At 69.4% G+C, this 23,435-nt stretch carries 23 protein-coding genes; 3 read left to right on the plus strand and 20 right to left on the minus strand.

Features of this window, described 5'->3' with window-relative positions; translation table 11 throughout:
* The first annotated feature begins 12 nt into the window (after positions 1–12).
* On the plus strand, positions 13–1,206 hold the full coding sequence (locus C5E06_RS07480) for a zinc-dependent alcohol dehydrogenase (protein ID WP_104306480.1): 1,194 nt from the start codon (positions 13–15) through the stop codon (positions 1,204–1,206).
* 200 nt (positions 1,207–1,406) lie between these two features.
* On the opposite strand, the gene C5E06_RS07485 is transcribed toward C5E06_RS07480, so the two are convergent.
* From C5E06_RS07485 to C5E06_RS07505, 5 genes are all read right to left on the minus strand, one after another.
* A complete protein-coding gene (locus C5E06_RS07485) occupies positions 1,407–1,865 on the minus strand; it encodes an SRPBCC domain-containing protein (RefSeq protein WP_104306481.1) in 459 nt (152 codons plus the stop codon).
* Between the two features lie 212 nt (positions 1,866–2,077).
* Entirely contained in the window at positions 2,078–2,821 is a 744-nt protein-coding gene (locus tag C5E06_RS07490; RefSeq protein WP_104307239.1) for an SCO1664 family protein, read from the minus strand.
* Between the two features lie 119 nt (positions 2,822–2,940).
* The gene (locus tag C5E06_RS07495; RefSeq protein ID WP_104241000.1) at positions 2,941–3,549 is read right to left on the minus strand and encodes a DUF3090 domain-containing protein; all 609 of its coding nucleotides are present in this window, start codon (positions 3,547–3,549) and stop codon (positions 2,941–2,943) included.
* Between the two features lie 16 nt (positions 3,550–3,565).
* A complete protein-coding gene (locus C5E06_RS07500) occupies positions 3,566–4,303 on the minus strand; it encodes an MSMEG_4193 family putative phosphomutase (RefSeq protein ID WP_104306482.1) in 738 nt (245 codons plus the stop codon).
* 145 nt (positions 4,304–4,448) lie between these two features.
* A complete protein-coding gene (locus C5E06_RS07505) occupies positions 4,449–6,098 on the minus strand; it encodes an ABC-F family ATP-binding cassette domain-containing protein (RefSeq protein ID WP_104306483.1) in 1,650 nt (549 codons plus the stop codon).
* Positions 6,099–6,463: 365 nt separating this feature from the next.
* Between C5E06_RS07505 and C5E06_RS07510 the strand changes: the two genes are divergently transcribed.
* Together C5E06_RS07510 and C5E06_RS07515 are read left to right on the plus strand one after the other, a co-directional pair.
* Positions 6,464–7,654 (plus strand): alpha/beta fold hydrolase, encoded by a 1,191-nt coding sequence (locus C5E06_RS07510; protein ID WP_104306484.1) that lies wholly within the window; start codon positions 6,464–6,466, stop codon positions 7,652–7,654.
* Between the two features lie 419 nt (positions 7,655–8,073).
* Positions 8,074–8,283 carry a hypothetical protein gene (locus tag C5E06_RS07515; protein WP_104306485.1) on the plus strand — a complete coding sequence of 70 codons (210 nt, stop codon included), beginning with the start codon at positions 8,074–8,076 and terminating at the stop codon, positions 8,281–8,283.
* A gap of 317 nt (positions 8,284–8,600) precedes the next feature.
* On the opposite strand, the gene C5E06_RS07520 is transcribed toward C5E06_RS07515, so the two are convergent.
* The 15 genes from C5E06_RS07520 to pucL all read right to left on the minus strand — a co-directional run bounded on the left by C5E06_RS07520 (position 8,601) and on the right by pucL (position 23,433).
* A complete protein-coding gene (locus tag C5E06_RS07520) occupies positions 8,601–8,846 on the minus strand; it encodes a hypothetical protein (RefSeq protein WP_104306486.1) in 246 nt (81 codons plus the stop codon).
* Between the two features lie 387 nt (positions 8,847–9,233).
* On the minus strand, positions 9,234–9,983 hold the full coding sequence (locus C5E06_RS07525) for an SGNH/GDSL hydrolase family protein (protein WP_104306487.1): 750 nt from the start codon (positions 9,981–9,983) through the stop codon (positions 9,234–9,236).
* A gap of 160 nt (positions 9,984–10,143) precedes the next feature.
* Entirely contained in the window at positions 10,144–10,497 is a 354-nt protein-coding gene (locus C5E06_RS18940) for a hypothetical protein (RefSeq protein ID WP_146081328.1), read from the minus strand.
* Positions 10,494–11,204 (minus strand): DsbA family oxidoreductase, encoded by a 711-nt coding sequence (locus C5E06_RS07535; protein ID WP_258067558.1) that lies wholly within the window; start codon positions 11,202–11,204, stop codon positions 10,494–10,496. Before C5E06_RS07535 ends, C5E06_RS18940 begins: the two co-directional genes overlap by 4 nt.
* 110 nt (positions 11,205–11,314) lie before the next feature.
* The gene (locus C5E06_RS19595) at positions 11,315–12,781 is read right to left on the minus strand and encodes an HNH endonuclease signature motif containing protein (RefSeq protein WP_104306490.1); all 1,467 of its coding nucleotides are present in this window, start codon (positions 12,779–12,781) and stop codon (positions 11,315–11,317) included.
* A 193-nt stretch (positions 12,782–12,974) separates the two neighbouring features.
* The gene (locus C5E06_RS07545; RefSeq protein ID WP_104306491.1) at positions 12,975–14,297 is read right to left on the minus strand and encodes a Y-family DNA polymerase; all 1,323 of its coding nucleotides are present in this window, start codon (positions 14,295–14,297) and stop codon (positions 12,975–12,977) included.
* Between the two features lies 1 nt (position 14,298).
* Positions 14,299–14,760, minus strand: a complete 462-nt coding sequence (locus C5E06_RS07550) for a LexA family transcriptional regulator (protein ID WP_258063096.1) — start codon at positions 14,758–14,760, stop codon at positions 14,299–14,301.
* A 55-nt stretch (positions 14,761–14,815) separates the two neighbouring features.
* Positions 14,816–15,676, minus strand: a complete 861-nt coding sequence (locus C5E06_RS07555; protein WP_104306492.1) for an ABC transporter ATP-binding protein — start codon at positions 15,674–15,676, stop codon at positions 14,816–14,818.
* Positions 15,673–16,785, minus strand: a complete 1,113-nt coding sequence (locus C5E06_RS07560) for an iron chelate uptake ABC transporter family permease subunit (RefSeq protein ID WP_104306493.1) — start codon at positions 16,783–16,785, stop codon at positions 15,673–15,675. The genes C5E06_RS07555 and C5E06_RS07560 overlap by 4 nt, the downstream gene beginning before the upstream one ends.
* The gene (locus C5E06_RS07565) at positions 16,782–17,828 is read right to left on the minus strand and encodes an iron ABC transporter permease (protein ID WP_219820192.1); all 1,047 of its coding nucleotides are present in this window, start codon (positions 17,826–17,828) and stop codon (positions 16,782–16,784) included. Before C5E06_RS07565 ends, C5E06_RS07560 begins: the two co-directional genes overlap by 4 nt.
* Complete coding sequence (locus C5E06_RS07570; protein ID WP_104241013.1) at positions 17,825–18,862, minus strand: iron-siderophore ABC transporter substrate-binding protein; 1,038 nt, start codon at positions 18,860–18,862, stop codon at positions 17,825–17,827. Before C5E06_RS07570 ends, C5E06_RS07565 begins: the two co-directional genes overlap by 4 nt.
* Positions 18,863–19,116: 254 nt before the next feature.
* Positions 19,117–19,908, minus strand: a complete 792-nt coding sequence (locus C5E06_RS07575; protein WP_104241014.1) for an AraC family transcriptional regulator — start codon at positions 19,906–19,908, stop codon at positions 19,117–19,119.
* A 50-nt stretch (positions 19,909–19,958) separates the two neighbouring features.
* A complete protein-coding gene (locus tag C5E06_RS07580) occupies positions 19,959–20,786 on the minus strand; it encodes an NAD-dependent epimerase/dehydratase family protein (RefSeq protein ID WP_104306494.1) in 828 nt (275 codons plus the stop codon).
* 93 nt (positions 20,787–20,879) lie between these two features.
* A complete protein-coding gene (locus C5E06_RS07585) occupies positions 20,880–22,409 on the minus strand; it encodes a nucleobase:cation symporter-2 family protein (protein ID WP_104306495.1) in 1,530 nt (509 codons plus the stop codon).
* Between the two features lie 106 nt (positions 22,410–22,515).
* Positions 22,516–23,433 (minus strand): factor-independent urate hydroxylase, encoded by a 918-nt coding sequence (gene pucL / locus C5E06_RS07590; protein WP_104306496.1) that lies wholly within the window; start codon positions 23,431–23,433, stop codon positions 22,516–22,518.
* Between the last annotated feature and the right edge of the window lie 2 nt (positions 23,434–23,435).

The raw sequence follows: 23,435 nt of genomic DNA on the forward strand, positions 1-23,435 counted from the left end.
AGAGGAATCCTCATGCGCGCACTCACCTGGCAGTCGACCGGCAAGGTCACCGTCGAGACGGTCCCGAAGCCCCTGATCCAAGAGACGGGGGACGCGATCATCCGCGTCACCTCGGCCGCGATCTGCGGCTCCGACCTGCACCTGTACAGCGTCTTCGGACCGTTCCTCGCGAAGGGCGACATCCTCGGCCACGAGACGATGGGCATCGTCGAGGAGGTCGGCGACGGGGTGACGAAGCTCAGCGTCGGCGACCGGGTGGTCGTGCCGTTCGTGATCGCCTGCGGCGACTGCGTCGCCTGTCATTCCGGCCTCTCCACCCAGTGCGAGGTGACGCAGAACACCGATCAGGGCACCGGTGCCGAGCTGTACGGCTACACGGAGCTCTACGGATCGGTGCCAGGCGGGCAGGCGGAGTACCTGCGCGTGCGCCTCGCCGACAACAACGCCATCAAGGTCGGCCACGAGCTGTCCGACGAACGGTACCTGTTCCTCAGCGACATCCTCCCCACGGCCTGGCAGGGCGTCCAGTACGCGAACGTCCCGGCGGGCGGAACCCTCGCGGTCCTCGGGCTCGGACCGGTTGGCCAGTTCGCGGCACGCATCGGGAAGCACCTCGGCTACCGGGTGCTGGGGGTCGACCCGGTGCCCGAGCGTCGCGCGCTCGCGGAGCGCTACGGGGTCGAGGTCTTCGACTACGACTCGCAGACCGCTGAGGCCCTCCGCGCCGCGACCGAGGGGCGAGGACCGGACTCGGTGGTGGATGCGGTCGGGCTCGAGGCGCACGGTGCCGGTGACGGCAGCGGGATCGCAGAGATCGCGCAGAAGGGCGCCGGGCTGCTCCCGGATGCGCTCGCCAAGAAGGTCATCGAGACGGTCGGCGTCGACCGACTCTCCGCCGTCATGCTGGCCATCGACGCGGTGCGCCGCGGCGGGACGGTCTCGCTCAGCGGCGTGTACGCGGGAACGGCCGACCCGATGCCGCTCATGACGATGTTCGACAAGCAGCTGACGCTGCGCATGGGCCAGTGCAACGTGCAGCGGTGGATCCCCGAGCTGCTTCCGCTCGTCGAGGACCGCAGCGATCCGCTCGGCACCGAGGACCTCGTCACGCACCGCATGCCGCTCGAGGACGCGCCCCGCATGTACGAGGTGTTCCAGAAGAAGACGGATGGGTGCATCAAGATCGTCCTGAAGCCCCGAGGCTGACGCGCGACGGCTGAACCCGTGCGGCTGATGCACCGAGGCTGATGCACCACGGCTGGCGGATGACGGGCTGGCAGATCATGGGCTGGCAGAGATCATGGGCTGCCAGCCGTTGCGCGTCTCGCAGGGCCGACCAGGCGTCCCATGCGGGCGCCTGGTCGGCACGCGGAAGATCTCCCTCGCGCGCTGCAGCGCTTGACCTGTCAGCGAGCGACGTGCCTGGCGAGGTTCTCGAGAGCCTGGGTCCAGCCGTCGTAGACGTTGTCATCACCCGGCTCGCCCGCGATGCCTCGCACTTGCAGCGCGACCTCGGTCTCGTCGCCGCTCGCGGTGACGTCGACGGTCACGACAGGGGACTCCGCGGGGTCGTCGTCGGGGGAGCCCCACGTGAAGACGAGCCGGTCGGGTTCCGAGACGAGGAGGTAGGTGCCCGCCGTCGGATACTCCTCACCATCCACGTCGTTCACCATCGTGTACCGGTAGGTGCCGCCCTCGCGCACGTCGACGGCGATGGAGTCCCGCGGCGTCGAGACCCCGGCCGGGTGATGCCAGAGGGTGAGCTCGTCTGGGTCGGTCCACGCACGCCAGACCCGCTCGCGGGGAGCCCCGACGCTGCGGTGCAGGGTGAATTCGGGTTGGGCGACGGCTTCCGGACTGGTCATGGCGTCTCTCCTCTGCCTCTGTCGACTCGAGGGCAGCTGCAGTTTCGTCAGCGTGCGAGCCGAGCTGGCAGCAGGCTAGGTGCCACGGTTTGGAGTCGCCTCGGAGCATCCGGAGCATCCGGAGCATCCGGAGCATCCGGAGCATCCGGAGCGTCCGGAGTGCCCGGGTCGGTCAGGTCGTCCGGGCCGGTCGGAGCGGCTGCAGGGTGCGATCAGAAGAGCGGCCAGGGGGCGGCGGGCATGTCGCCTTCAGGGGCGGGGAACTCACCGTCCTGAACCAGTCGGTCGACGCGCGCTGCGAGCTCGTGGAGCTCGACGTCGGACAGCAGCTCGGACAACCGCGCCCCGAGCCCGGAGTCGCCGTTGTCGTCGAGTGCCGCCCGGAGCTTCCGGACGCTTGCCAGCTCCTCGCCCGTGAACCCCTCGCCGACCCAGCCCCAGAGCACGGTGCGCAGTTTCGGTTCGGCGTGGAAGGAGAGGCCGTGGTCGACGCCGTAGCGGTGGCCGTCGGCCATGGCGAGGACGTGTCCGCCCTTGCGGTCGGCGTTGTTGACGATGGCGTCGAAGATCGCCATGTGGCGCATGGTCTGGGAGTCCTCGTGCACGAGGACGACCTCGCGACCGGTCTCGTCCTCGCCCGTGAGCACGGTCCGCCATCCGGTGTCGGGCACCTCGGAGGCGTCGACGAGGTCGACGGCATCCTGAGATTCGTCGATGTCCTGCCACAGCTGCAGCATGCCTGGCCCGAACTGGCCGTCGCCGAGCCAGGTGCGGGGCACGATGTTCCAGCCGAGGCACTCGGAGACGAGGTAGGCGGCGACCTCTCGCTTGGCGAGGTCGTTGTTCGGGAAGTCCCACAGCGGGCGTTCGCCCTGTGAGGGCTTGTAGACGACTTCGACGGGTTCCTCACCGGGCACCGTGTAGTTCCCGACGAAGGAGGCGTTGGAGGCGCCCATCAGCCTCGCGGTGAGCTCGAGGGTCGGCCCGTTCGGCGTCTCGACCGACGAGGTCCCGTCGTCGGGTGTGTCATCGTGCGCCACGTCAGTGTTCGGTTCTGTGTTCGGTGCTGGGTCGGTCACAGGCCGTCGTCGGCCGGGCAGTCGTGGCCTTCGGGGTCCTTGGGGAGGCCGCAGCGCGGGCAGAGCGATCGGCCGGCGCCCACGATCTCGAGGGTGCGCTTCGCGAAAGCTCGGGCCGAGCCGACGGGGATGCGGACGCGCAGCAGCTCTTCCGGCTCGACGGCTTCGACGAGCTCGTCGAGGCCCGCCATGCGGGCGAGCTCGGCCTCGAGGGCCTCGGTGTCCGCATCCGCGTCGATCTCGAGTTCGACTTCGACCACGGGGATCACCTCGAGGATGACCTGCGCGGTCGCCGGCTCCCAGCCGAGGCCGATGGTTCCCACGCGGAAGCGCCCGTCGACGGGCGTGTCGAGCGGTTCCTCGTCGATGAGCTCGATGGGGGTCGAGCTGGGCACGCTGTAGCGGTTCCCGTCCTCGAGCATCAGCTGGTCGAGGATCTCGTCGACCTTCTCGGCGAGCAGGGCCGACTGCTCCTTCTCGAGGATGACGCTGATGACGCGGGCGCCGTCGCGGGCTTGCAGGTAGAAGGTGCGCTCGCCGGGCTTGCCGAGCGTGCCGACGATGAATCGGTCCGGCCAGTCGAATTCGTGCACGAGGGTCGTCATGGTCTCAAGCCTATGCTCAGGACGCTCTGCCCGCGCCGCCGCCGACGGTCGCGTCGCCCGAGTGGGACGCGCCATCCGGGGAAGTCTGGGCCGGGACGAGCCAGTCGAGGTCGCCAGCATCGGAGTTGATGATGGGGACGCTCGGGCGCGCCTTGCCGTAGCTGATGATCGAGGTGGAGGCGGGGCCGACTGCGAGGCGCTGGAACAGGTCGAGGTGCATGCCGAGGGCGTCGGCGAGGATCGACTTGATGATGTCGCCGTGGCTCACGGCGACCCACACGGCGCCGGGTCCGAACTCGCGCTCGACCTCCGCGTCGTGGCGGCGAACGGCGGCGACTGCCCGGGACTGCATGGTCGCCATCGACTCCCCGTCGGGGAAGGTGACGGCGGAGGGCTGCGTCTGCACGCTCGCCCACAGCTCCTCCTTGGCGAGATCGGCGAGCTTCCGGTTCTGCCAGGCCCCGTAGCCGCACTCGGTGAGGTCGTCGTCGACGAGGTCGAGGGCCGGCTCCAGGTGCGCATCCGCGAACGGTGCGGTCGGCTGCTGGGCGCGAATGGCTGCAGCTGTCTCGAGGCAGCGCTCGAGGGGGCTCGTGACGAGCCGTGCTAGGGGCACCGCGGCGAGGCGAGCCCCGGTCGCTGCGGCCTGTGCGCGGCCGGTCTCGTCGAGGAGGACTCCTGGGGTGCGTCCCGCGAGCAGCCCGCTCGCGTTCGCAGTGGTGCGTCCGTGTCGGACGAGGATGACGGTGGCCATGCGGCACAGCCTAGGACGTGCGCAGCGGCGGGAGCCGTGCGGGCGTCCAGGTCCGAGCCGTGCGCGTCGGGAGGCTCTGTCGTCGGGAGGCTCTGCTGTCGGAGGCTCCTGCGTTCGGAGGCTCCCGGGTGCGCGGCCGCGACGGTCACCGTTCCGTGAGCTGACCGCCCTCGACGTGCCAGGCGCGGTTCAGCTGCACGGTCTCGAGCATCCGCCGGTCGTGCGTGACGAGGAGGAGGGTGCCCTCGTAGCTCTCGAGGGCCTGCTCGAGCTGCTCGATGGCGACGAGGTCGAGGTGGTTGGTCGGCTCGTCGAGCACCAGCAGGTTGACGCCCCGGGCTTGGAGGAGCGCGAGCCCTGCCCGGGTTCGTTCGCCGGGGGAGAGCTCGTCGGCGCGGCGTCGCACGTGGTCCGCCTTGAGGCCGAATTTGGCGAGCAGGGTGCGCACCTCGGCGGTTGGCCAGTCGGGCACCTGGGCTTCGAACTGCTCCGCGAGCGGCGCTGGCCCGGTGAGGGCGGCCCGTGCCTGGTCGATCTCACCGAGGGCGACGCTGGAGCCGAGGCTCGCGGTTCCCGAGTCCGGCTGGATGTGCCCGAGCAGTAGGCGGAGGAGCGTCGACTTTCCTGCGCCGTTCGGGCCGGTGATGCCGATGCGGTCACCGGCGTCGACCTGCACGGAGACGGGCCCGAACGTGAAGGTCCCGAGGTGCAGTTCGGCGCGGGACAGCGTCGAGACCACGGAGCTGGAACGTGGAGCCGTGCCGATCGTGAACTGCAGCTGCCACTCCTTGCGCGGCTCCTCGACCTCGTCGAGGCGCGCGATCCGGCTCTCCATCTGACGCACCTTCTGCGCCTGCTTCTCGCTCGACTCCGTGGCCGCTTTCCGCCGGATCTTGTCGTTGTCCGGGGCTTTGCGCATGGCGTTGCGCACGCCCTGGCTCGACCATTCGCGCTGCGTCCTGGCTCGCCCGACGAGGTCCGCCTTCTTGTCCGCGAACTCCTCGTACTCCTCGCGCGCGTGGCGTTTCGCGGTTGCCCGCTCCTCGAGGAACGCCTCGTACCCGCCGCCGTACACGTGGTTGCTGTGCTGGGCGAGGTCGAGTTCCAGCACGCGGGTGACGCTCCTGGCGAGGAACTCGCGGTCGTGGCTCACGAGGACGACGCCACCGCGGAGGCCCTGGATGAAGGCCTCGAGCCGTTCGAGCCCATCGAGGTCGAGGTCGTTGGTCGGCTCGTCGAGAAGCACGATGTCGAAACGGGAGAGCAGGAGGGCGGCGAGGCCGACTCGCGCTGCCTGCCCGCCGGAGAGCGAGGTCATGAGGGCGTCGGCGTTCAGCTCGAGTCCGAGCTCTGCGAGGACGACCGGGAGGCGCTCTTCGAGGTCGGCAGCTCCGCTCGCGAGCCAGCGCTCGAGGGCGACGGCGTACACGTCGCCGGGGTCCGGGGCGCCTGGCTTCGCCTCCTCGGCGAGGGCCTCGGCTGCCGCATCCATCTCCGCGGTGGCCTCGGTGGTGCCGGTGCGGCGGCCGACGTACTGGGCCACGGTCTCTCCGTCGACGCGCTCGTGCTCCTGGGGGAGCCAGCCGATGAAGGCATCGGCCGGCGCGAGCGACACGCTGCCCTCCATGGGCTCGTCGATGCCGGCGAGGAGGCGCAGCAGCGTCGACTTGCCCGCGCCGTTCGCGCCCACGACGCCGACCACGTCGCCGGGGGCGACGACGAGGTCGAGGGACGAGAAGAGCGTGCGGTGGTCGTGGCCACCCGCGAGGTCCTTGGCGACGAGGGTTGCGGTCATTGCTCTATGTTCGCGCACTCTGGGAGCCCGTGCAGACGGCTCGCGGGCTCACGCACCTCCGTTGCGTTTGGCAGTGACTACTTGACCGGGTGCGGGGCCGGGTCGACACTGAACTCGCAGCCGACATACCTTCGCTGGCTGCGTTGCCGCTCGTCTCCGGATGCTTCCGGCTCGCGGGCCGTGGAAGAAGGTTCGGGAGAGGACAGCCAGTGGCAGAGACGCCGTCGAACCCGCCGCAGGAGCCTCCGCGGCGATGGGTGCTGAGGTCTCCTGACCTGGGCGGCGCAGCGTCACGCTCACGCTCACGCTCACGCTCACGCTCACGCTCACGCTCGCGCTCACCGAGGCGAGTCGTCGCGTTCGTCGTGACGGGGGCGCTCGCGGTCGCCGCGGTTCTCCTCGGTGCCGAGGTGCTGCGGGTGAGCGGCGACACCATCGAGCAGGGGAATCTCGCTGCGTTCTACGTGCAGCCGGACGGGGACGTCCCCTCAGAGCCAGGGACGCTGGTGCGCAGCGAGCAGCTGCTCGGGACCCCGATCGGCTCGCAGGCGTGGCGCATCCTGTACTCGTCGACCGACCTCGACGGGGCTCCGGTGCTCGTGTCCGGGGTCGTCATCGTCCCGGACGGCGAAGCCCCCGCAGACGGGCGGACGGTACTCGCGTGGGGTCATCCGACGACCGGCACGGATCCATCGTGTGCGCCGTCTCGGGCCTTCGATCCGTTCATCGGCATCGAGGGGATGCGCCTCATGCTCGACCGGGGCTACGCGGTCGTCGCTACCGACTACCTCGGCATGGGGGTCACCACTGCGGACGGAGCGCAGGCGGGGCAGGACTCCTACCTCGTGGGGGAGACGGCAGCGCGCAGCATGCTCGACTCGGTGCGAGCCGCTCAACAGATCGACCCAGTGCAGGCAGGCGACGACGTCGTGCTCTGGGGGCACTCGCAGGGCGGTCAGGCTGCGCTCTTCGCGGCGCAGGAGGCGCCGAGCTATGCGCCGGAGCTCACGATCGCCGCGGTGGCCGTCGCGGCACCCGCCGCTGACCTCACGAGGCTCATGGGGTCGCACCTGGACGACATCTCCGGGGTCACGATCGGCTCGTACGCGTTCCCGGCGTTCGCCGAGGTGTACGCGAGTGTGCCGGGCGCGGAGCTGTCGAGCATCCTCACCCCGGCCGCGATCGACAGGGCTCCGCAGATGAACTCGCTGTGCCTGATGAGCAGCCTCACCGAGCTGCACGACATCGGGCAGCCGCTCGTCGGCGAGTTCACGCTGAGCGACCCCACTACGGCGGAGCCGTGGGCAACTCTCCTGCGCGACAACTCGGCCGGGAGCAAGGGAATCGATGCGCCTCTCTTCGTCGCGCAGGGAAGCGCCGACGAGCTTGTGCTCCCGGCCGACACGGCTGCGTTCGTCGCCCACGAGGAATCGATCGGGATCGAAGTTCACGCCGTGACCGTGCCCGGAGCGAGCCACGGAACTATCGCCTACGAGGCGCTCCCCGAGCTCGAGCGCTGGCTCGAGTGGCACGTGCCCACCAACGGAGGTCCCTGATGCTCGAGTTCCCACGCCCCGCATCCGTCGGTCTTGCGTTCGCCGCGACAATCGGGCTTGCTGTCGCCGTGAGCGGATGTTCGACGCAACCCACAGCGACGTGTACTGCCCGTGGTCCGCGAAGATCACCGAGATCGAGGTGCTCGAGGAGCGGCCATAAGGGGGCGGCACGCCCAGATGGTGGCGTCCCCGGGTGGGTGGCGGGGTTTCGAGCGGTGTTGACTGACTCGCCGGGCGGATTGACCGGCCCCGTCTGATGGGCCCGCCGGTGCTGTCGTGGCACCTGGCCGGTTGCGCGGATCCGGGGCGAGTCCACGTCTCGCGTGCACGCCGTTCGGAGCCTCGAGTGCTTCCCTGGGGTGAGTGGGGCGGCAGTCAGTCGCCCGCGAGGATCCGAGCGCAGTGAGGCGGCGAAGATCATGGGAGTCACCAACATCGAAGAGGGAGTTCCCGAGGGCGAGGAGAGGTGGCGAGACGAAGGCGGCTCCGGTGAGAGCACGCACTTCCACGCACACGGCTGGCGTCCCGACCCCGTGGTGCCGAACTCGGCGCCGTCAGCGGTGGCGGCACCCGATGGAGTGACGCCGCCCGCCCCGGTGCCGACCGGATCGGACGAACAGGCCCGCTAGCTCAGGGCCGCTCGCTGACAGTGGGACTCGAGGTCGCGCAGGAGGAGACGTGTCCGAGATCGCGTCCGGCACGACGCTGAGCGGGGCAGCCCTGGACTGGAGCGCTCGGTATGACGCAGCCGCACGGGGCAGCCCAGCTGGGTGCGCCGGTTTTGCGGCTGGGCCGCTAGCCGGACGCACCTGAAATCCTGATGCGCCCGCTTGCGGCTGGGCCCGCCATCCGGACGCACCGCTGTGCAGATGAGCCCGCTGTCCGGATGCACCCACTGTGCAGATGTGCCCGCTCTGCAGCTGGTCAGGCCATCTGGCTGGTTCCGCTATCCGGCTGTGCGGGCGTTGGCGGGCGCGCGGCGTCCGGTCCGGCGGCGCCGGGGACGTGCCGCCGCGACGTCCGTCTGGTCGTGCTCGACGGGGAAGAGCGCCTCGGAGAGGGCTTCCTGGGCTTCGTCGAGCGTCCCGTAGTCGCCGATGCTCTGTCCCTGGGGGCCCTGGAGGGTGTGCAGTCCGGTGTCTGCGATCGTGATGAAGCCAGCGAACTCGTCGCTGATGGTTGCCGCGTACACGTCGTCGTCGGCTTGTCGCCAAGAGACTCGAGGTGCGGGCAGGGTGAATGGTATTGCGAGTGTGATGCGATTCTTCGTTTCGTTGCGGCGCAACCCGCCAGCGTTGGCGGGGCGCGTTCTTTCAAGCATGTGTGCGCCGCTGTGGGCGCCTGCTGGTCAGCCGACTCGTGCTCGTGAGCAGGGTGGGCGTCTCGGACTTGGGTCCTGGTGGCCACGGATCCGGTGGCGCGGATGGCGACAGGCAGGATCTGGAATGTCCGCGAGAAGCGGGGTGACCATGCGTCGACTCAACCACTATACGGCACGAAGCCTGAATGAGAGGGTTTTCTCATAAGCGATGACATCGACGGCAGCGTCTGCGGGCCGCCTCTTTCGCTGACCGTGCTGCTAGTCGGTGGCGACCGGGTCGAGCGTCGGGTACTTCGGCGTGCGCGAGTCACCTGACGACTTGCCGGTGAGCCGACGGCCGATCCAGGGAAGCACGTACTCACGCCAGTACTCGGAGTTGCGGGGTCGCTGGATGCTGGGGGTCTGGGGCCCGAAGTCAGGTGCTGGCACGTCGAGGGCGGTGAGGACGTTCGCGGCGACCCTCCGGTGGCCGCTCACCCCCATGTGGAGGCGGTCGCGCGACCAGTAGCCGAGGTGGCGCAGCTCAGGGTCCGCCCAGTTGTCGACGAAGGTGATGCCGGGTTGCGGCGGCATCTTGGCGTGCACCGCGGCGGCGAGCGCGTCTCCGCGCGCGGCGATGCGCTTACCCATGGGGAGGTGGTCCGAGGGGTTCGCGCCCGAGAGGAGGATGACGTGGATGCCGGCGTCGAGTGCCTGCTTGGCGCCGTCGACGAGCCGCTGGGCGACGTCATCGATGGAGACGCGGGGGCGGAGGATGTCGTTGCCGCCGCCGTTGAGGCTCATGAGCTGCGGCTTGAGGGCAATTGCGGCGGGGAGCTGCTCTTCGAGGATCGCGTCGAGAAGTCGCCCCCGGATGGCGAGGTTCGCGTAGGTGACCGGCTCCGGTGACGAGACAGCGAGACCCTGCGCGACGAGGTCGGCCCAGCCGCGCACCCGGCCATCCGGCAGCTCATCGCCCACGCCCTCGGTGAAGCTGTCACCTACGGCGACGAAACTCGTGAATCCCATGGGGAGAGTCCATCACACCGGAGCACCCGCGCCGCTCAGGAGCGGAGACGCGCGCCGGGGCCAACTCGCGCTCTTCCTGCAGACTCGGCGGCGGGGGAGTTCAGAGCAGAGCTGCTGTGCGGGACGCAGCCCTGCTCTGCTCTGCTCTGCCCTGCTCTGCTCAGATCAGGCAGGCGTCGCCCTCGCAGGCGATGCCTGCGTCCCCCAGCATCGTGAAGCCGCCTGCCTGAACGGAGCCCGGAGCGGCGTCCGAGTTTGCGTCCACTGCAGCTGGCGTCACGCCTGAAGCGCTCAGAGTGCCCGTGCTCACGCTCGAAGTGCCAGTGCCAGTGCCAGTGCCAGTGCCAGTGCCCGTGCCCGAGCCCGCAGTCGCGGCCGCATCCGCAGTTGCACCTGGAGTCGCCGTCGCCGTCTCCGGAGCCGCCGCAGCTGGATCCACGGCCGCAGCAGTAGTGGGGGCGTCGGTCGTGGCGGTGGCGGACTCGTTCACGCCGTCGGTCAAGTGGTCGGTCACGCGGTCGTGTTGTCGCGGTCGGTGGTGACCTTGTTCAGGACATCCGCGAAGGTCGCCGCCTCCTGGGCCCCGGAGACGCCGTACTTGCCGTCGATGACGAAGAACGGGACGCCTTGGATGCCGTACGCCTGCGCCTGCTGCTGGTCGGCGAGGACATCGTCGTGGTGGACTCGCTCTTCGAGCGCGTGCACGGCAGCGGCGCGGTCGAGGCCGAGCTCTTCGGCGAGGTCGGCGAGCACTGCGATGTCGCTGAGGTCGCGTCCTTCGACGAAGTAGGCCTTGAGGAGGCGCTCCTTCGCGTCGAGCTGGCGACCGTTGGCCTTCGCGAAGTGGATGAGCTCGTGCGCGCGCACGGTGTTGACATGCTGGACGGAGTCGAAGTCGTAGTCGAGGCCGACGTCCTTCGCGATGCCGGTGACGCGGTCGAGCATCTGCTCGACCTGCACGACGGGGAGCCCCTTGCGCTCGGCGAGGTACTCGGTGGTCGAGCCGTGGAAGTCGATGGGCGTATCGGGGGACAGCTCGTAGCTGTGGTATTCGATCTCCACGGCCGGGGCGTCACCCGACGCGGAGAACTGCTCGATGCCGCTCTCCAGTTTCCGCTTGCCGATGTAGCACCAGGGGCAGGCGATGTCCGACCAGATGTCGATGCGAATCGGAGCCTGGGTCGATGCGGCCTGAGATGTGTTCTGCGCTGCTGTCGTCACACGCAATGCAACAGGGCCCCTTTCTCGCCTATTCCCGGGTAAAGCCGGCGGGCCGACGGCCCAGGCGGCACGCCGACGGACCCCTTCCTCAACCCTCGAGTGGAGTCGAGTCAGAACGGTGGCTCCGCAGGGGCACTGGGTGCCGCGGGCGGGGGATCCTCGTCTCGTTCGCGGGGCGGTTTGCCGCCTCGCCGCCAGGGCAGTTGGTCGGTGGGTGTGAAGGTGGGGCCGTGGGGTTCGGGGTGGTCTGTGTAGGTTTTTCCGCTTGGGGTGGTCCATTCGAGGGTGCCGCCGTCGTGTTGGGTGACGGTCCAGGCGGTGTGGTGCTTGATGATGTGGTGGTTTTTGCAGAAGTCGCTGAGGTTCCAGGTGGCGGTTGTGCCGCCGTATTGGTGGTCGATGGTGTGGTCGAGTTCGCAGTTCGTGGCGGGTTGGCGGCAGCCGATGAAGCGGCAGTGGATGTCGCGGGCTTTCAGGAAGGCGCGCATGGCCGCGGTGGGGGTGTAGGAGTCGACGGTTTGGAGTGCTCCGGTGATGGGGTGGGTGAGGAGGCGGATGAAGGCGGGTGCGGTCGCGGCGAGGTGTTTCGCGTCTTCGATGGGCATAGGGGACATGCCCTCGAGCAGCGCCGGGGCGCGTGCAGGCCTGGCCGGGTCGGGGAGGAGTGTCGTGATGGGGATGCTGAGCTGCACGGTGGCTTGAATGCCCTTCGCGGCGCTCGAGACGGTGGGGTCGCTGGTGAGGAGCAGGTCGGCGATCACGTCGGACATGACCTGGTCGAGGGTGCGCTCGTCGAGCGCTGCCGCGTCTCCGATCTCGCTGCTCTCGGGGGTCTGCATGCTGGGCTTTGGGCGGGCTCTGATGATGGCTTTGCTCTGCTTGCGCGCGCGGTCGCGGATCGCGTGCGCGACGAACGAGCTCATGAGTACCCGCAGGATGCTCATGCCGTCGCCGAGGTCCTCGACGCTCACGCGGCGCCGTTGCTTGGCGCGTTCGTGGCGTTGCTCGATGGACTCCCCGGTGAGCTCTTCCGCGACGCGCTCGGCCGCGTGCTGCAGCGCTGCCGGCGGGAGCGGCTCGCGGCGCACGCGCTGCAGCATGACCTGGACGAACTCGCCCCGCCGGTGGGTCTGCTCGGCCGGGTCGTCGTGGTTGATCTTCAGGCCGGTCTCGACGAGCTTGTGCACCTGCGCGGGCGTCGCAGCATTGCTCTCGAGCGCGAGGGCGAGGGCCGGGAACTCGCGCAGCGTCACCGATGCTGACGCGAGGTGTCCCTGGGCGGTGCCGGCGGCGAGCTTCACGAGCAGGCCGACCTCGTTCGCGATCGATCGCACGTGCATGGCCGATTCCGCGCATCCCTCGGCGACATCGAGGGCGTGCCCGAAGTCGTAGGCGGCGGCGTGGGCTCGCAGTTGCAGGGCGGTGCCGGCCGCGAGCATCGCCGCGGCTGCTTCCTCCATCGCGAGGATCTCCGAGCGTCGAGCCGCGACAGAAGCCGGGTCCGAAGGGTCGAACCCCGGATCCGGAACCGGGCTCGGCCCTGTGCCCAACCCCTCGTGTCTGTCGCGCTGCTGCATGCCCAAAGTCTACGAACGACCACCGGCATTCGAGAGGGTGGTGGATAACTTTCTCGGAGCACTTGGGGTGCGGCTGGCGGTTCAGTGAGTCTGTCCCCAGATACGACGCGCACTTCATTCAGCAGTTGTTGGTACATGTGTTCTATCCAGCGAGCTAAAAACAAGAATTCACGTTAACCGAGAACTGCGCTACTCACTCCGCCTTGACGACCGCCAGCTCGTCCCAGTGGGTGGTTGCGCGGGGTGAGACCATGTCGCGGCGCATGGTCCAGCTCCGCCCGCTACGGAGGCCGGCGATGCCGAGCCCAAGCGATTCCTGGCCGAACTTCGCGGCGACGGCGTCGAGGGCCTCGCCCACGCGCCTGTCTTCGCCGCGCTCGTCGAAGATGTCGAGCGCCGCGTACGAGTCTCGCGCGACGAACTCGAAGAGCGAGACGCCGACGCGCACGTACTTCAGCTCGGCTCGCAGCTGCGGGCCGAGGGCGGTGGCGGCTGCGCGGAAGAGCACGACCGGGTCGTCGGTGGGTTCCGGGAAGGCGACGGACACGGCGTGCGACTCGTGCCCTTCGCGGAAGGGGGAGGTCGCCGCGTAGCAGCTCATGGCCCGCGTGAGCGAGCCTTGCGCGCGGAGCCGGGCGGAGGCGCGCTGCGTGTACACGGAGAGCACCTCCTCGAGCTCCTGCACCGTCGAGATGGGCACTGCGAAGGAGCGGGAGAACTGGATCTGCTCGCGCTCCGACGGGACCTCGTCGATGGGGAGGCAGTCGATGCCGCGCAGCTCCTGGACGACGCGCTCCTGGACGACGCCGTAGCGGCGGCGGATGGCGGTGGGCGAGGACTCGCGGAGGTCGAGGGCGGTGCGGATGCCGAGGCCCACGTATTTCGCGGCCATCTTGCGCCCGACGCCCCAGACGTCGCCGATGTCGATGGTGCTGAGGATCCCGCTGAGCTGCTCGCGCCCGTAGGCGCCGAGATGGCAGACGCCGCCGAGCGATGGTTCGGATTTGGAGCCGCGGTTGGCGAGCTTGGCGAGCGTCTTGCTCGGGGCGATCCCGATGCTGACGGGAATGCCGATGAGCTTCCGCATCGCCACCCTGATCTCGCGGGCGACGGCGAGGGCCTCCCGGCGGTCGCCTGGCAGCCGGATGAAGCTCTCGTCGATCGAGTACACCTCCTGCGATGGCGTGTAGCGGCCGAGGAGCTCGATGGTGCGGGCGTTGATGTCGCCGTAGAGCTCGTAGTTGCTGGAGCGGGCGACGACGCCCTTCATCGCGGCTTCCGGGGCGATGGCCTGCCAGGGGGCGCCCATCGGGATGCCGACGGCTTTCGCCTCCTCGGAGCGCGCGATGACGCATCCGTCGTTGTTGGAGAGCACGACGATGGGCTTGCCTTCGAGGCTGGGGTCGAAGATGCGCTCGCAGGATGCGTAGAAGTTGTTGGCGTCGACGATGGCGATCGCGGGCTGCCGGAGCGCCAGCGGCGAGGCCTGGGTCGAGTCGCGCGTCGCGTCCGTCATCTCAGACACGGTGGAGGCATCTCGTGACGACGCCCCACACGGTGAGCTCGCTGAGCTCTTCGAGCACGATGTCGGCGTACGCGGGGTTCTCGGGCGCGAGGCGCACGCGGCCGTGCTCGAAGCGCAGGCGCTTGACGGTGAGCTCGCCGTCGACGACGGCGATGACGACGTTGCCGTCGTGCGGTTCGAGGGAGCGGTCGACGATGATCTCGTCGCCGTCGAAGATGCCGGCCCCGATCATGCTGTCGCCGCTGACGCGGACGATGAAGGTCGCGGCGGGGTCGTTGATGAGGTGCCGGTTGAGGTCGACGGGGCCGGAGTAGTAGCCCTGGGCGGGTGAGGGGAAGCCGGCTGGGACTGCTTCGTCCGCGCGTTCCGGGAGCTGCGCATTGGGCGTGCTGCCGGATTCGACCTCTTCCGGGTGCCCGAGGGGAGCGAGGATCTCGACGCCTGCATCGCTCACGGTCGGCACCCTGTCCTTCGTCTCGGCGGAGAGAGCGGGGTGTGGTCCCGCTCGATCACGCGTGTGTTCGAGCCCCAATTGTCGCGGATGAACCTTCGGGATGCGTGACGGGTGCATCCGCCGAGTGGTGGCGACCGATGGGCACCATGAGCGGCCGGCCGGAGACGGGGTCCTGCACCACTAGGCTCTCGAGTCCGAAGACGGCGCGCACCGTGTCGACCGTGAGGACGTCGCCGGGCTCGCCCGCTGCGTGCAGTCCGCCGTCGGCGAGCGCGATGAGGTGGTCGGCGTAGCGCGCTGCGAGGTTGAGGTCGTGGAGCACCATGACGATGGTCGTGCCGCGGGCATGGTTGAGGTCGGTGAGGAGGTCGAGCACCTCGATCTGGTGGCTGACGTCGAGGAAGGTCGTCGGCTCGTCGAGCAGCAGCAGGTCGGTCTGCTGGGCGAGGGCCATCGCGATCCACACTCGCTGCCGCTGCCCGCCGGAGAGTTCGTCGACGTGGCGGTCGGCGAGAGCCGTCGTCTCGGTCGCTTCGAGGGCGGCGGCGACGGCGAGGTCGTCGTCGTGGCTCCACCTGGAGAGGATGCTCTGGTGCGGGTGGCGACCGCGGCCGACGAGGTCGGCGACCGTGATGCCCTCGGGGGCGATCGGGGATTGGGGGAGGAGCCCGAGGATGCGAGCGAGCTGCTTCGCGGGTGTCCTGTGCACCTCCTTGCCGTCGAGGAGGACGTGCCCGTCGCGAGGCGTGAGGAGCCGCGACATGGAGCGCAGCAGCGTGGACTTGCCGCACGCGTTCGCACCGACGATCGCCGTGACCTTGCCTGGCGGCACAAGGAGGTCGAGCTCGTCGATGACGACTCGGTCGCCGTAGCCCAGGCTGAGCTGCTCGACGATGAGGGTGTGGTCTGCGGTCATAGCGAGCCTCCCGCGCGGTTCGTGCGGATGATCAGGTAGATGAGGAACGGCGCACCGAGCACGCCGGTCACGACGCCGACGGGGTAGCGGGTGCCGAGGAGGAACTGGCCGACGAGGTCGGCGACGAGCACGAGGAGGGCTCCGACGAGGCCGGCGGGGATGAGGAGTGATCCGCCTCCGCCGAAGAGCCGGGCGGCGATGGGTCCGGCGAGGAACGCGACGAAGGCGATGGGGCCCGCGGCGGCTGTCGCGAACGAGAGCACGCCGACGGCGGTGACGATGACGATGAGCCTCGTGCGGTTGACGCGCACCCCGAGGGCCGCTGCGGTGTCGTCGCCGAGCTGCGTTGCCGAGAGGCTGCGGCTCTGGGCGAGGAGGATCGGGACGAGCGCGACGATCGAGATCGCGACCGGGAGGATGGCGTTCCAGGATGCGCCGTTGAGGCTGCCGTTGAGCCAGCGCAGCGCTTCCTGGAGGTCCCACTGGGCGGCCTGCGAGAGCACGTAGTTGGTGATGCTGTCGAGCATGGCGGCGATGCCGATGCCGATCAGGATGAGGCGCGTTCCCGTGACGCCGCCCTTGAACGACAGGACGTAGATGAGGATGGCGACGCCGAGGCCGACGAAGATCGCGAAGAAGGACACCTCGCTCGCGCCAAGCGAGAGCGTGACGATGCCGAAGGCCGCGGCCGCGCTGGCGCCGGAGGAGATGCCGATGATGTCGGGGCTCGCGAGCGGGTTGCGCAGCATCGTCTGGAAGGTGACGCCGGCGAGGCCGAACGCGAGGCCGGCGAGGATCGCGAGTACGGCACGCGGGAGTCGGAGCCGCCCGACCGTGAAGGTCGCGCCCTGCACGTCCTGGCCGAGGACGACGGCGATGACCTGGTCGAGGCCGTAGAAGGTCTGTCCGACCATGAGCGAGACGACGAAGACGACGAGGATGAGAGCGACGAGCACCAGCATCAGCAGTCGGCGTCGCGCGCTGCGTCGGCCGCGGCTGCGCGCGACGGCGCGGGCTGTCGCCTCGATGACGGAGTTCGGGGAGGCCGGGGCGAGCGAGGTCGGCGAGGAGGCTGGCGCGGCAGAGCCCGAAGGGCGGGTCGCGGTCATAGGGCGCGCACTTTCGAGCGGCGGACGATCCAGATGAAGATGGGGGCTCCGATGATGGCCGTGATGATGCCCACGTCGATCTCGGACGGGCGGGTGAGGATGCGGCCGAGCACATCCGCCCCCGTCAGCAGGGAGGCGCCGACGACGGCGGAGAAGGGCAGCACCCAGCGGTGGTCGACGCCGAACATGAGGCGGCAGGCGTGCGGCACGACGAGGCCGACGAACGCGATGGGGCCCGTGACGGCGGTGGCGGCGCCGCAGAGCACGACGGCGCCGAGGGCCGCCGCGCCGCGCGTCAGCGCGACGCGTTCGCCGAGCCCAGCGGCGAGATCGTCGCCCAGGGCAAGCGAGTTGAGGCCCTTCGCGGAGGCGAGGCTGACGAGGAAGCCGACGATGAGGAACGGCAGGACCTGCGAGATGCTGTCCCAGGTGCCTCCGCCGACGCCGCCGATCTGCCACGACCTGGCGCTCTGACTGATGTCGCCCCGGGGCAGGATGATGGCGGTCACGAACGACGCGAGCGCGGCCGACGTCGCCGCGCCGGCGAGGGCGAGCTTGAGCGGCGTCGCCCCGCCCCGCCCGAGCGAGCCGACGACGTACACGAAGACGGCCGCGAGGGCCGCGCCGGAGATGGCGACCCAGATGAAGCTCGACGCGGAGGACAGGCCGAAGTAGGCGATTCCCGTCACGACGGCGAGGGATGCGCCCATGTTGACGCCGAGGATGCCCGGGTCTGCGAGCGGGTTCCTGGTGACGCCCTGCATGACGGCGCCCGAGACGCCGAGGGCGGCCCCGACGGCGACGGCGAGGAAGGTGCGGGGGATGCGCTTCGCGACGGCCGCCTCGTCGAAGCCGTTCGTCGATCCGCCGAGGGCTGCCACCGCATCCGCCCAGCTCACGTCGCGCGATCCGATCATGACGGACACCACGATGAGCGCGCCGAGCGAGGAGATCGCGAGGAGGAACCACAACGCCCGCAGCCGCCGGGGGCGTCGCACGATGGCGACACCCCCGGCGGCTACGGGAGGAGCGGTCTGGGTCACTTGACCTGTTCTGCTGCCTGCGAGAGGAGCGCGACGTAGTCGTCGAGGATCCACGAGATGGACAGCGGCGTGGGGTTCGCGGCCGTGCCGAGTGGCTCCGTGCCTGGCAGGTTGACGATCGAGCCGTTGGCGACGGCGGGGATCTGCGAGAGCACGGGGTCGCCCTGGAGGGTCTGGACGAGCTCCTCGCCACCGTAGGTGACGATGATCTCGACGTCGGCGAGCGTGTCGCTCTGCTCGGCGCTGATGGTCTGCGAGAACTGGTCGGTCGATGCCGACGCGTCGACGAGGCTCTGCGGGAACGTCATGCCGAGGTCCTCGAAGAAGGCACTGCGGGTGTCGTGCGTCGTGTAAAAGCTGACCTGGCTGAGGTCGGTCTCGTCGACGTGGGTGAGGAACATGGTCTTCTTGCCCTGAATGGCCGGGTACTTGGCCGCCGTCGCCTCGATCTCACCCTCGAGCTCGGTGATGAGTGCGTCGCCTTCGGCCTCGAGGCCCATGCCCTGGCTGTTGAGGCGGATCATGTCGCGCCACGAGGTCGCCCAGGCCGTCTCCGGGTAGGCGACGACCGGTGCGATCTCGGAGAGGGTGTCGTAGTCCTCCTGCGTCAGGCCCGAGTAGGCGGCGAGGATGACGTCGGGGTTCGTGTCCGCGACGGCCTCGAAGTCGACGCCGTCGGTCTCGTCGAAGAGCACTGGGGTCTCGCCGCCGAGCTCTTCGAGCTTCTCGCTCACCCAGGGGAGGATGCCGTCGCCGTTGTCGTCCCCGAAGTCGGCCCTGGCCATGCCGACGGGCACGACGCCGAGGGCGAGGGGCACTTCCTGGTTGGCCCAGTTGACCGTGGCGATGCGCTCGGGCTTCTCGGTGATCTCCGTCGTGCCGAGGGCGTGCTCGATGGTGATCGGCGTGAAGTCGCCGTTCGCTGCGCCCGGCTCCGCGTTCGTGCCGGCGGAGGGGGTGGTCGAGCAGGCGGCGAGGCCTGCCGTGAGCAGCGCTGTCGCGGCGAGGGCGACGAGCTTGGAAGCGCGGGGCATGGTGTCCTTTCGAGGGGGGAGCTGAGCCTTTTGCGCACGCCGATGAACGCCGTCTGGCGGTGGAGAGGCGGGGTGCGGTGTCGAAGTCAGCGGCAGCCGTGCAGGGCCGAGAGCTTGCCCTGTTAGGAGTGCCTTACCAAAGCTAAGCGACGCGCGTCGCGTTTGCAATCGAGGCGAACCGACACATTTCTTTGCGAAACGGACACCGTGTGGTGCGTGTGGTCGCGATCGGCGGCTGCTTCAGCCCGCCAGGGCTACTGAGCCCGGAACCGCCCCGGACTCATCCCCGTGACCCGCCGGAACGCGGTGCCGAAGGCGCTCGCCGACCGGAACCCCGTGGCGACCGCAACGTCGTCGATGCTCTCTCCGTCAGTGAGGAGCACGATGGCGCGCTGGATGCGAGCCGTTGCGACCCAGCGGCTGAAGCCCAGGCCGGTCTCCGACTGGAACTGCCGTGTGATCGTGCGGGCGCTCACACCCAGCTCGACCGACCACTCCTCGAGTGTGCCAGCGTCGCGGACATCCGCCCTGACCGCGTCGACGATGGGAGCGAGCAGGGGAGAGTCGGGGATGCGCAGCAGCAGTTCATGCGGGGAGGGGGCGAGCACGTCGAGCACCATCGCCTCGGTCGTCGCCCTGGACGCGTCGTCGAGTCCGGGCTCCGCGAGACGGTCGAGCAGCAGGCGCAGCAGGTCGGTGACGTCGACCGCGACAGGTTCGTCGGCGATGGGGGCCGTCGTTTGCACGCTGAACATCGCCGTCCGGTACCAGGTGCCGGCCGGCGTCCACGCCGTGTGCCTGACCCCGGCGGGGATCCAGAGGCCGACGGCCGGCGTGATCGTCCACGTGCGTGGGCCGACGGTCAGCGAGGACGCGCCGCGCGTGTTCCAGATGAGCTCGTGCGTGGGGTGGGAGTGCTCCTCCCAGAACGTGTTGCGCTCGATCGCCTCGTTCATGCCGTCGATGACATACGGCACGTCGATGGAGCCTGCCTCATAGAGGGGCAGGCTCCTCCGGTCGACCTCCGGAGCGCCGAACGTGCTCATGGCACCAGCCTACGGAGCCGAGCGGATGTCGCCCGCACGGCGGTCGTCGTTCAGCTGTGCTCGGCCTTCAGCCAGTCACCGGACGTCGGCGTCCACCCGTAGGCGTCCCGCGCGTACTGCCCGGTCGCGGCCTGGTCCTGCAGGAGCGCGTCGGCGAAGGGGGCGCCGAGCCGCTCGCGGCTCGCATCCGGTGTCTCCTCGACGAGCTCGACCGTGCCGTGCCCCGACGAGGCGATCTCGCGAACCGTGGGGTTCTCTCCGCTGGCCGCGATCACGTAGCCGACGGCGGCACCCTTCTCGAGGACCCGGACGTACAGCTCGGCGAGGTCGTCGACGTGGACGAGTGTCCACCGCTGCCTGCCGTCGCCGACGAGGGACACGGGGCCGGACCCGTCACCAGCGAGGAGCTGGGTGACGCCGCCCTGCCCGCCGTAGACCACCGCGGGTGCGATGATCGCGGTGTTGACGTTGCTGTTGATGACCTGGCGGTCGATGGGGACGCGCCACGACACGATCTCGGGTGCGTCGGGTTCGGACTCCTCCGTGATGGACGAGTTGTCGCCGAACAGCCAGATGCCGCTCGTGTGCACGAACTGCGTCGGGGAGTGCACCAGCTCGTTGAGCACGTTGGGCACGAAGCTGGGGTCGACGTCTTGCGCCGATGCGGTGTGGATGACGCCCTCCGCCTGGCGGAGCAGCGGGGCGAGCGCCGCTCGGTCGGTGAGGTCGACGACAACCGCCTTCGCGCCGGTCTCTCGAACGAGCGCCGCCTTCTCCTCGCTGCGCACCGCGGCGGTCACGGCGTGGCCGTTCGCGAGGAGCGCGCGCAGGACTGCCGAGCCGATGTAGCCGGTCGCTCCGGTCAGGAACACCTTCATGTTGTCGCCTTCCGCTGTGTCGAACTGGACACTGGGGTGCAACCGAGGCGGGGTCGGAGTCATTCCGGGCGGTTGCACCCGCCGACCGGATACTCAGCTTTCGTCCGGCCCCGACGTGCGGGCGCGGGTGCCCTGCTCGACGGGCGTCGGGTTGTGCTCGTAGGAGTGCTCGTCGAGTGAGCCACCGGACTTCAGCACCCGCAGCTCCTCGGTCTGCACCCGGAGTGCGGGGGCGGCCGCCAGGTTCGACGGCTGCTCCGGGGTGCCGGGGAGCCACACGTTGAAGAAGAGGTTCAGGACCACCGAGACGATCGCCGCCGCGCTGATGCCCGAGTCGAAGATCGTCACGAACCAGTCGGGGAACGCGTGCCAGAACTGCGTCGAGACGACCGGGATGAGCCCGAAGGCCAGCGACGAGGCAACGATGATCATGTTGTTGTTGCCGGTGTAGTCGACCTTCGAGAGGGTGCGCACGCCGCTGGCCGCGACGCTGCCGAAGAGCACGATGCCCACGCCGCCCAGCACGGGGCTCGGGATGACGCTGAAGACGGCGGCGGCCATGGGGGAGAGGCCGAGGAGGACCAGCAGCCCGCCTCCGGCCGCGACGGCGAAGCGGCTCTTGATGCCGGTCAGTGCGACGAGTCCGACGTTCTGCGCGAAGGCGGTCGCGGGGAACGAGTTGAAGACGGGGGCGATGAGCGAGGACAGCATGTCGGCGCGCAGCCCGTCGCCGACGCGGCGCGAGTCGACTTTCGTTCCGACGACCTCTCCGACGGCCAGCACGTCTGCCGTCGTCTCGACCATGATGACGAGGATCACGATCGTCATGGAGACGATGGCGCCGATCTCGAAGATCGGCATGCCGAAGGCGAAGGGCTGCGGGAACGCGAAGATCGACGCGGACCCGACGGCGTCGAAGTCGGCCTGGCCGAGGATGAGCGCGAAGACCGTGCCGATCGCGAGGCCCAGCAGCACGGCGAGCCGGGAGAGGGCGCGGATCTTGCTCAGGATGAGCACCACCGCGAAGGTGAGCAGGGCGAGGCCGATCTTGTCGGCGGATGCGAATCCCTCGGCGGTCGGGTCGGAGCCCGTCACCCAGCGTCCCGCGACCGGCATCAGGGAGAGGCCGATGACGGTGATGATCGATCCGGTCACGACGGGAGGGAAGAACCGCACGATCCTGGCAAAGAACGGGGCCACGATGAGGCCGATGGCGCTCGCGACGATGACGGCGCCGAACACGGTCTGGAGTCCGGTCTCCCCGTTGCTGCCGATGATGGCGAGCATGGTCGAGACGGCCGCGAACGAGATGCCCTGCACGAGGGGGAGCCTCGAGCCGAAGTACGGCACCCCGATGGTCTGCAGCACGGTCGCCGCGCCGCTGACGAAGAGCGCGCAGGCGACGAGCAGCGCCTTCTGGCCGACGTCGAGGCCGGCGGCGCCACCCACGATGAGGGGAACGGCGATGACGCCGCCGAACATCGCGAGGATGTGCTGGACGCCGTAGCCGACGGTCTTGCCCGGGCTGAGCCGTTCGTCCTCCGGGCGAGCATCCGGTGACGGTGATGCGGACGCTGACGGAGGAGTCGAGGGCGCTTGGCTTCTGCGGGAATCGGGAGACATGAGCTGACCTCTCTTGGGGTCGTCAAGCAGCGCTGCCACGCGGGAGCTGGGCGGAGCGCTGAGCTGAGGGTGTGCGGAGAACGCCGGCTCGCTGGCCGGCAGGACCCTAGATGAACCCGGGCGTGTCTGCCCAGGCCTCGGGCGCCGGTGCGACGCCGTCTCGGATGACGGTTCCCTCGATGAGGCCGTAGGGGCGGTCGGCTGCGAAGAACACCTCGCCGGGGTTGTCGAGGTCGAACGGGGAGAGGTCGACGAGGAAATGGTGCTTGTTCGGCATCGCGAAGCGGACCTCCGCGATCTCGGGGAACTGCTCGATCGCGGCCTTGCCCATCTGCCACAGGGTCTGCTGCAGTGCGAGGGAGTGGACGGTCGCGAAGGTCGAGATCAGGACCGCGGAGATCGCCTCGTAGAGGGCGTTGTAGTCGGGCTCCGCATCCACGGCCTCTGGCGTGTAGCGCCAGCGCGCCGTGACGGAGGTCGCGAGGATGCGGTCGGTCGCCTCCGCGAGGGTCGTGTACTTGTCTCGCGGGAAGCCGTGGAACTCGCTGCCCGTCGATTTGAGCACCGTCAGGTCCTTGAGCCCGGCCGTGACGTGGGTCGCGCCGTCGATCTTCTGCACGGTCGCGAGCCGGGTCGCCTGGCCTTTGCGCACGAAAGCATGGTCGTGCTCGGCGCCGTCCACGCGGATGCGCTCCCACTCGAACTGCTCGGCCTGCCACAGGCCGCCCTCGATCCACTCGAACGCCTCGACGAAGTGCGAGCCGAGCTTGAGGAGGAAGCTCTCGGGGGAGCCGACGCCGTGTTCGCGGGCGAACGCGAAAATCGTGTTCTTCTGCGTGTCGGTGGCGACGACGAGCGAGTTGTCGCCGTCCAGGTAGGACCCGGCGAGGGCCGCTCCGCGCAGCTGGCTGGTGATGTTGAGGTCTTCGATCTCGTGGCGATCGGTGTCGCGGGTGATCCTGACGAGGCGGTTCTCCGCCTTGCCGTACTTATTCGCGCCGAGACTCACGGTGACGTCGGTCATGG

It is taken from the genome of Pseudoclavibacter sp. RFBI5 (assembly GCF_002931395.1).
Classification (GTDB): domain Bacteria; phylum Actinomycetota; class Actinomycetes; order Actinomycetales; family Microbacteriaceae; genus Pseudoclavibacter.

Bases quoted from the DNA above. Each gene is read 5' to 3' on its own strand.
- C5E06_RS07480 (WP_104306480.1), top strand. From the start codon at position 13: ATGCGCGCACTCACCTGGCAGTCGACCGGCAAGGTCACCGTCGAGACG.
- C5E06_RS07485 (WP_104306481.1), bottom strand. From the start codon at position 1,865: ATGACCAGTCCGGAAGCCGTCGCCCAACCCGAATTCACCCTGCACCGC.
- C5E06_RS07490 (WP_104307239.1), bottom strand. From the start codon at position 2,821: ATGGGCGCCTCCAACGCCTCCTTCGTCGGGAACTACACGGTGCCCGGT.
- C5E06_RS07495 (WP_104241000.1), bottom strand. From the start codon at position 3,549: ATGACGACCCTCGTGCACGAATTCGACTGGCCGGACCGATTCATCGTC.
- C5E06_RS07500 (WP_104306482.1), bottom strand. From the start codon at position 4,303: ATGGCCACCGTCATCCTCGTCCGACACGGACGCACCACTGCGAACGCG.
- C5E06_RS07505 (WP_104306483.1), bottom strand. From the start codon at position 6,098: ATGACCGCAACCCTCGTCGCCAAGGACCTCGCGGGTGGCCACGACCAC.
- C5E06_RS07515 (WP_104306485.1), top strand. From the start codon at position 8,074: ATGGGAGTCACCAACATCGAAGAGGGAGTTCCCGAGGGCGAGGAGAGG.
- C5E06_RS07525 (WP_104306487.1), bottom strand. From the start codon at position 9,983: ATGGGATTCACGAGTTTCGTCGCCGTAGGTGACAGCTTCACCGAGGGC.
- C5E06_RS19595 (WP_104306490.1), bottom strand. From the start codon at position 12,781: ATGCAGCAGCGCGACAGACACGAGGGGTTGGGCACAGGGCCGAGCCCG.
- C5E06_RS07545 (WP_104306491.1), bottom strand. From the start codon at position 14,297: ATGACGGACGCGACGCGCGACTCGACCCAGGCCTCGCCGCTGGCGCTC.
- C5E06_RS07555 (WP_104306492.1), bottom strand. From the start codon at position 15,676: ATGACCGCAGACCACACCCTCATCGTCGAGCAGCTCAGCCTGGGCTAC.
- C5E06_RS07560 (WP_104306493.1), bottom strand. From the start codon at position 16,785: ATGACCGCGACCCGCCCTTCGGGCTCTGCCGCGCCAGCCTCCTCGCCG.
- C5E06_RS07570 (WP_104241013.1), bottom strand. From the start codon at position 18,862: ATGCCCCGCGCTTCCAAGCTCGTCGCCCTCGCCGCGACAGCGCTGCTC.
- C5E06_RS07575 (WP_104241014.1), bottom strand. From the start codon at position 19,908: ATGAGCACGTTCGGCGCTCCGGAGGTCGACCGGAGGAGCCTGCCCCTC.
- C5E06_RS07580 (WP_104306494.1), bottom strand. From the start codon at position 20,786: ATGAAGGTGTTCCTGACCGGAGCGACCGGCTACATCGGCTCGGCAGTC.
- C5E06_RS07585 (WP_104306495.1), bottom strand. From the start codon at position 22,409: ATGTCTCCCGATTCCCGCAGAAGCCAAGCGCCCTCGACTCCTCCGTCA.
- pucL (WP_104306496.1), bottom strand. From the start codon at position 23,433: ATGACCGACGTCACCGTGAGTCTCGGCGCGAATAAGTACGGCAAGGCG.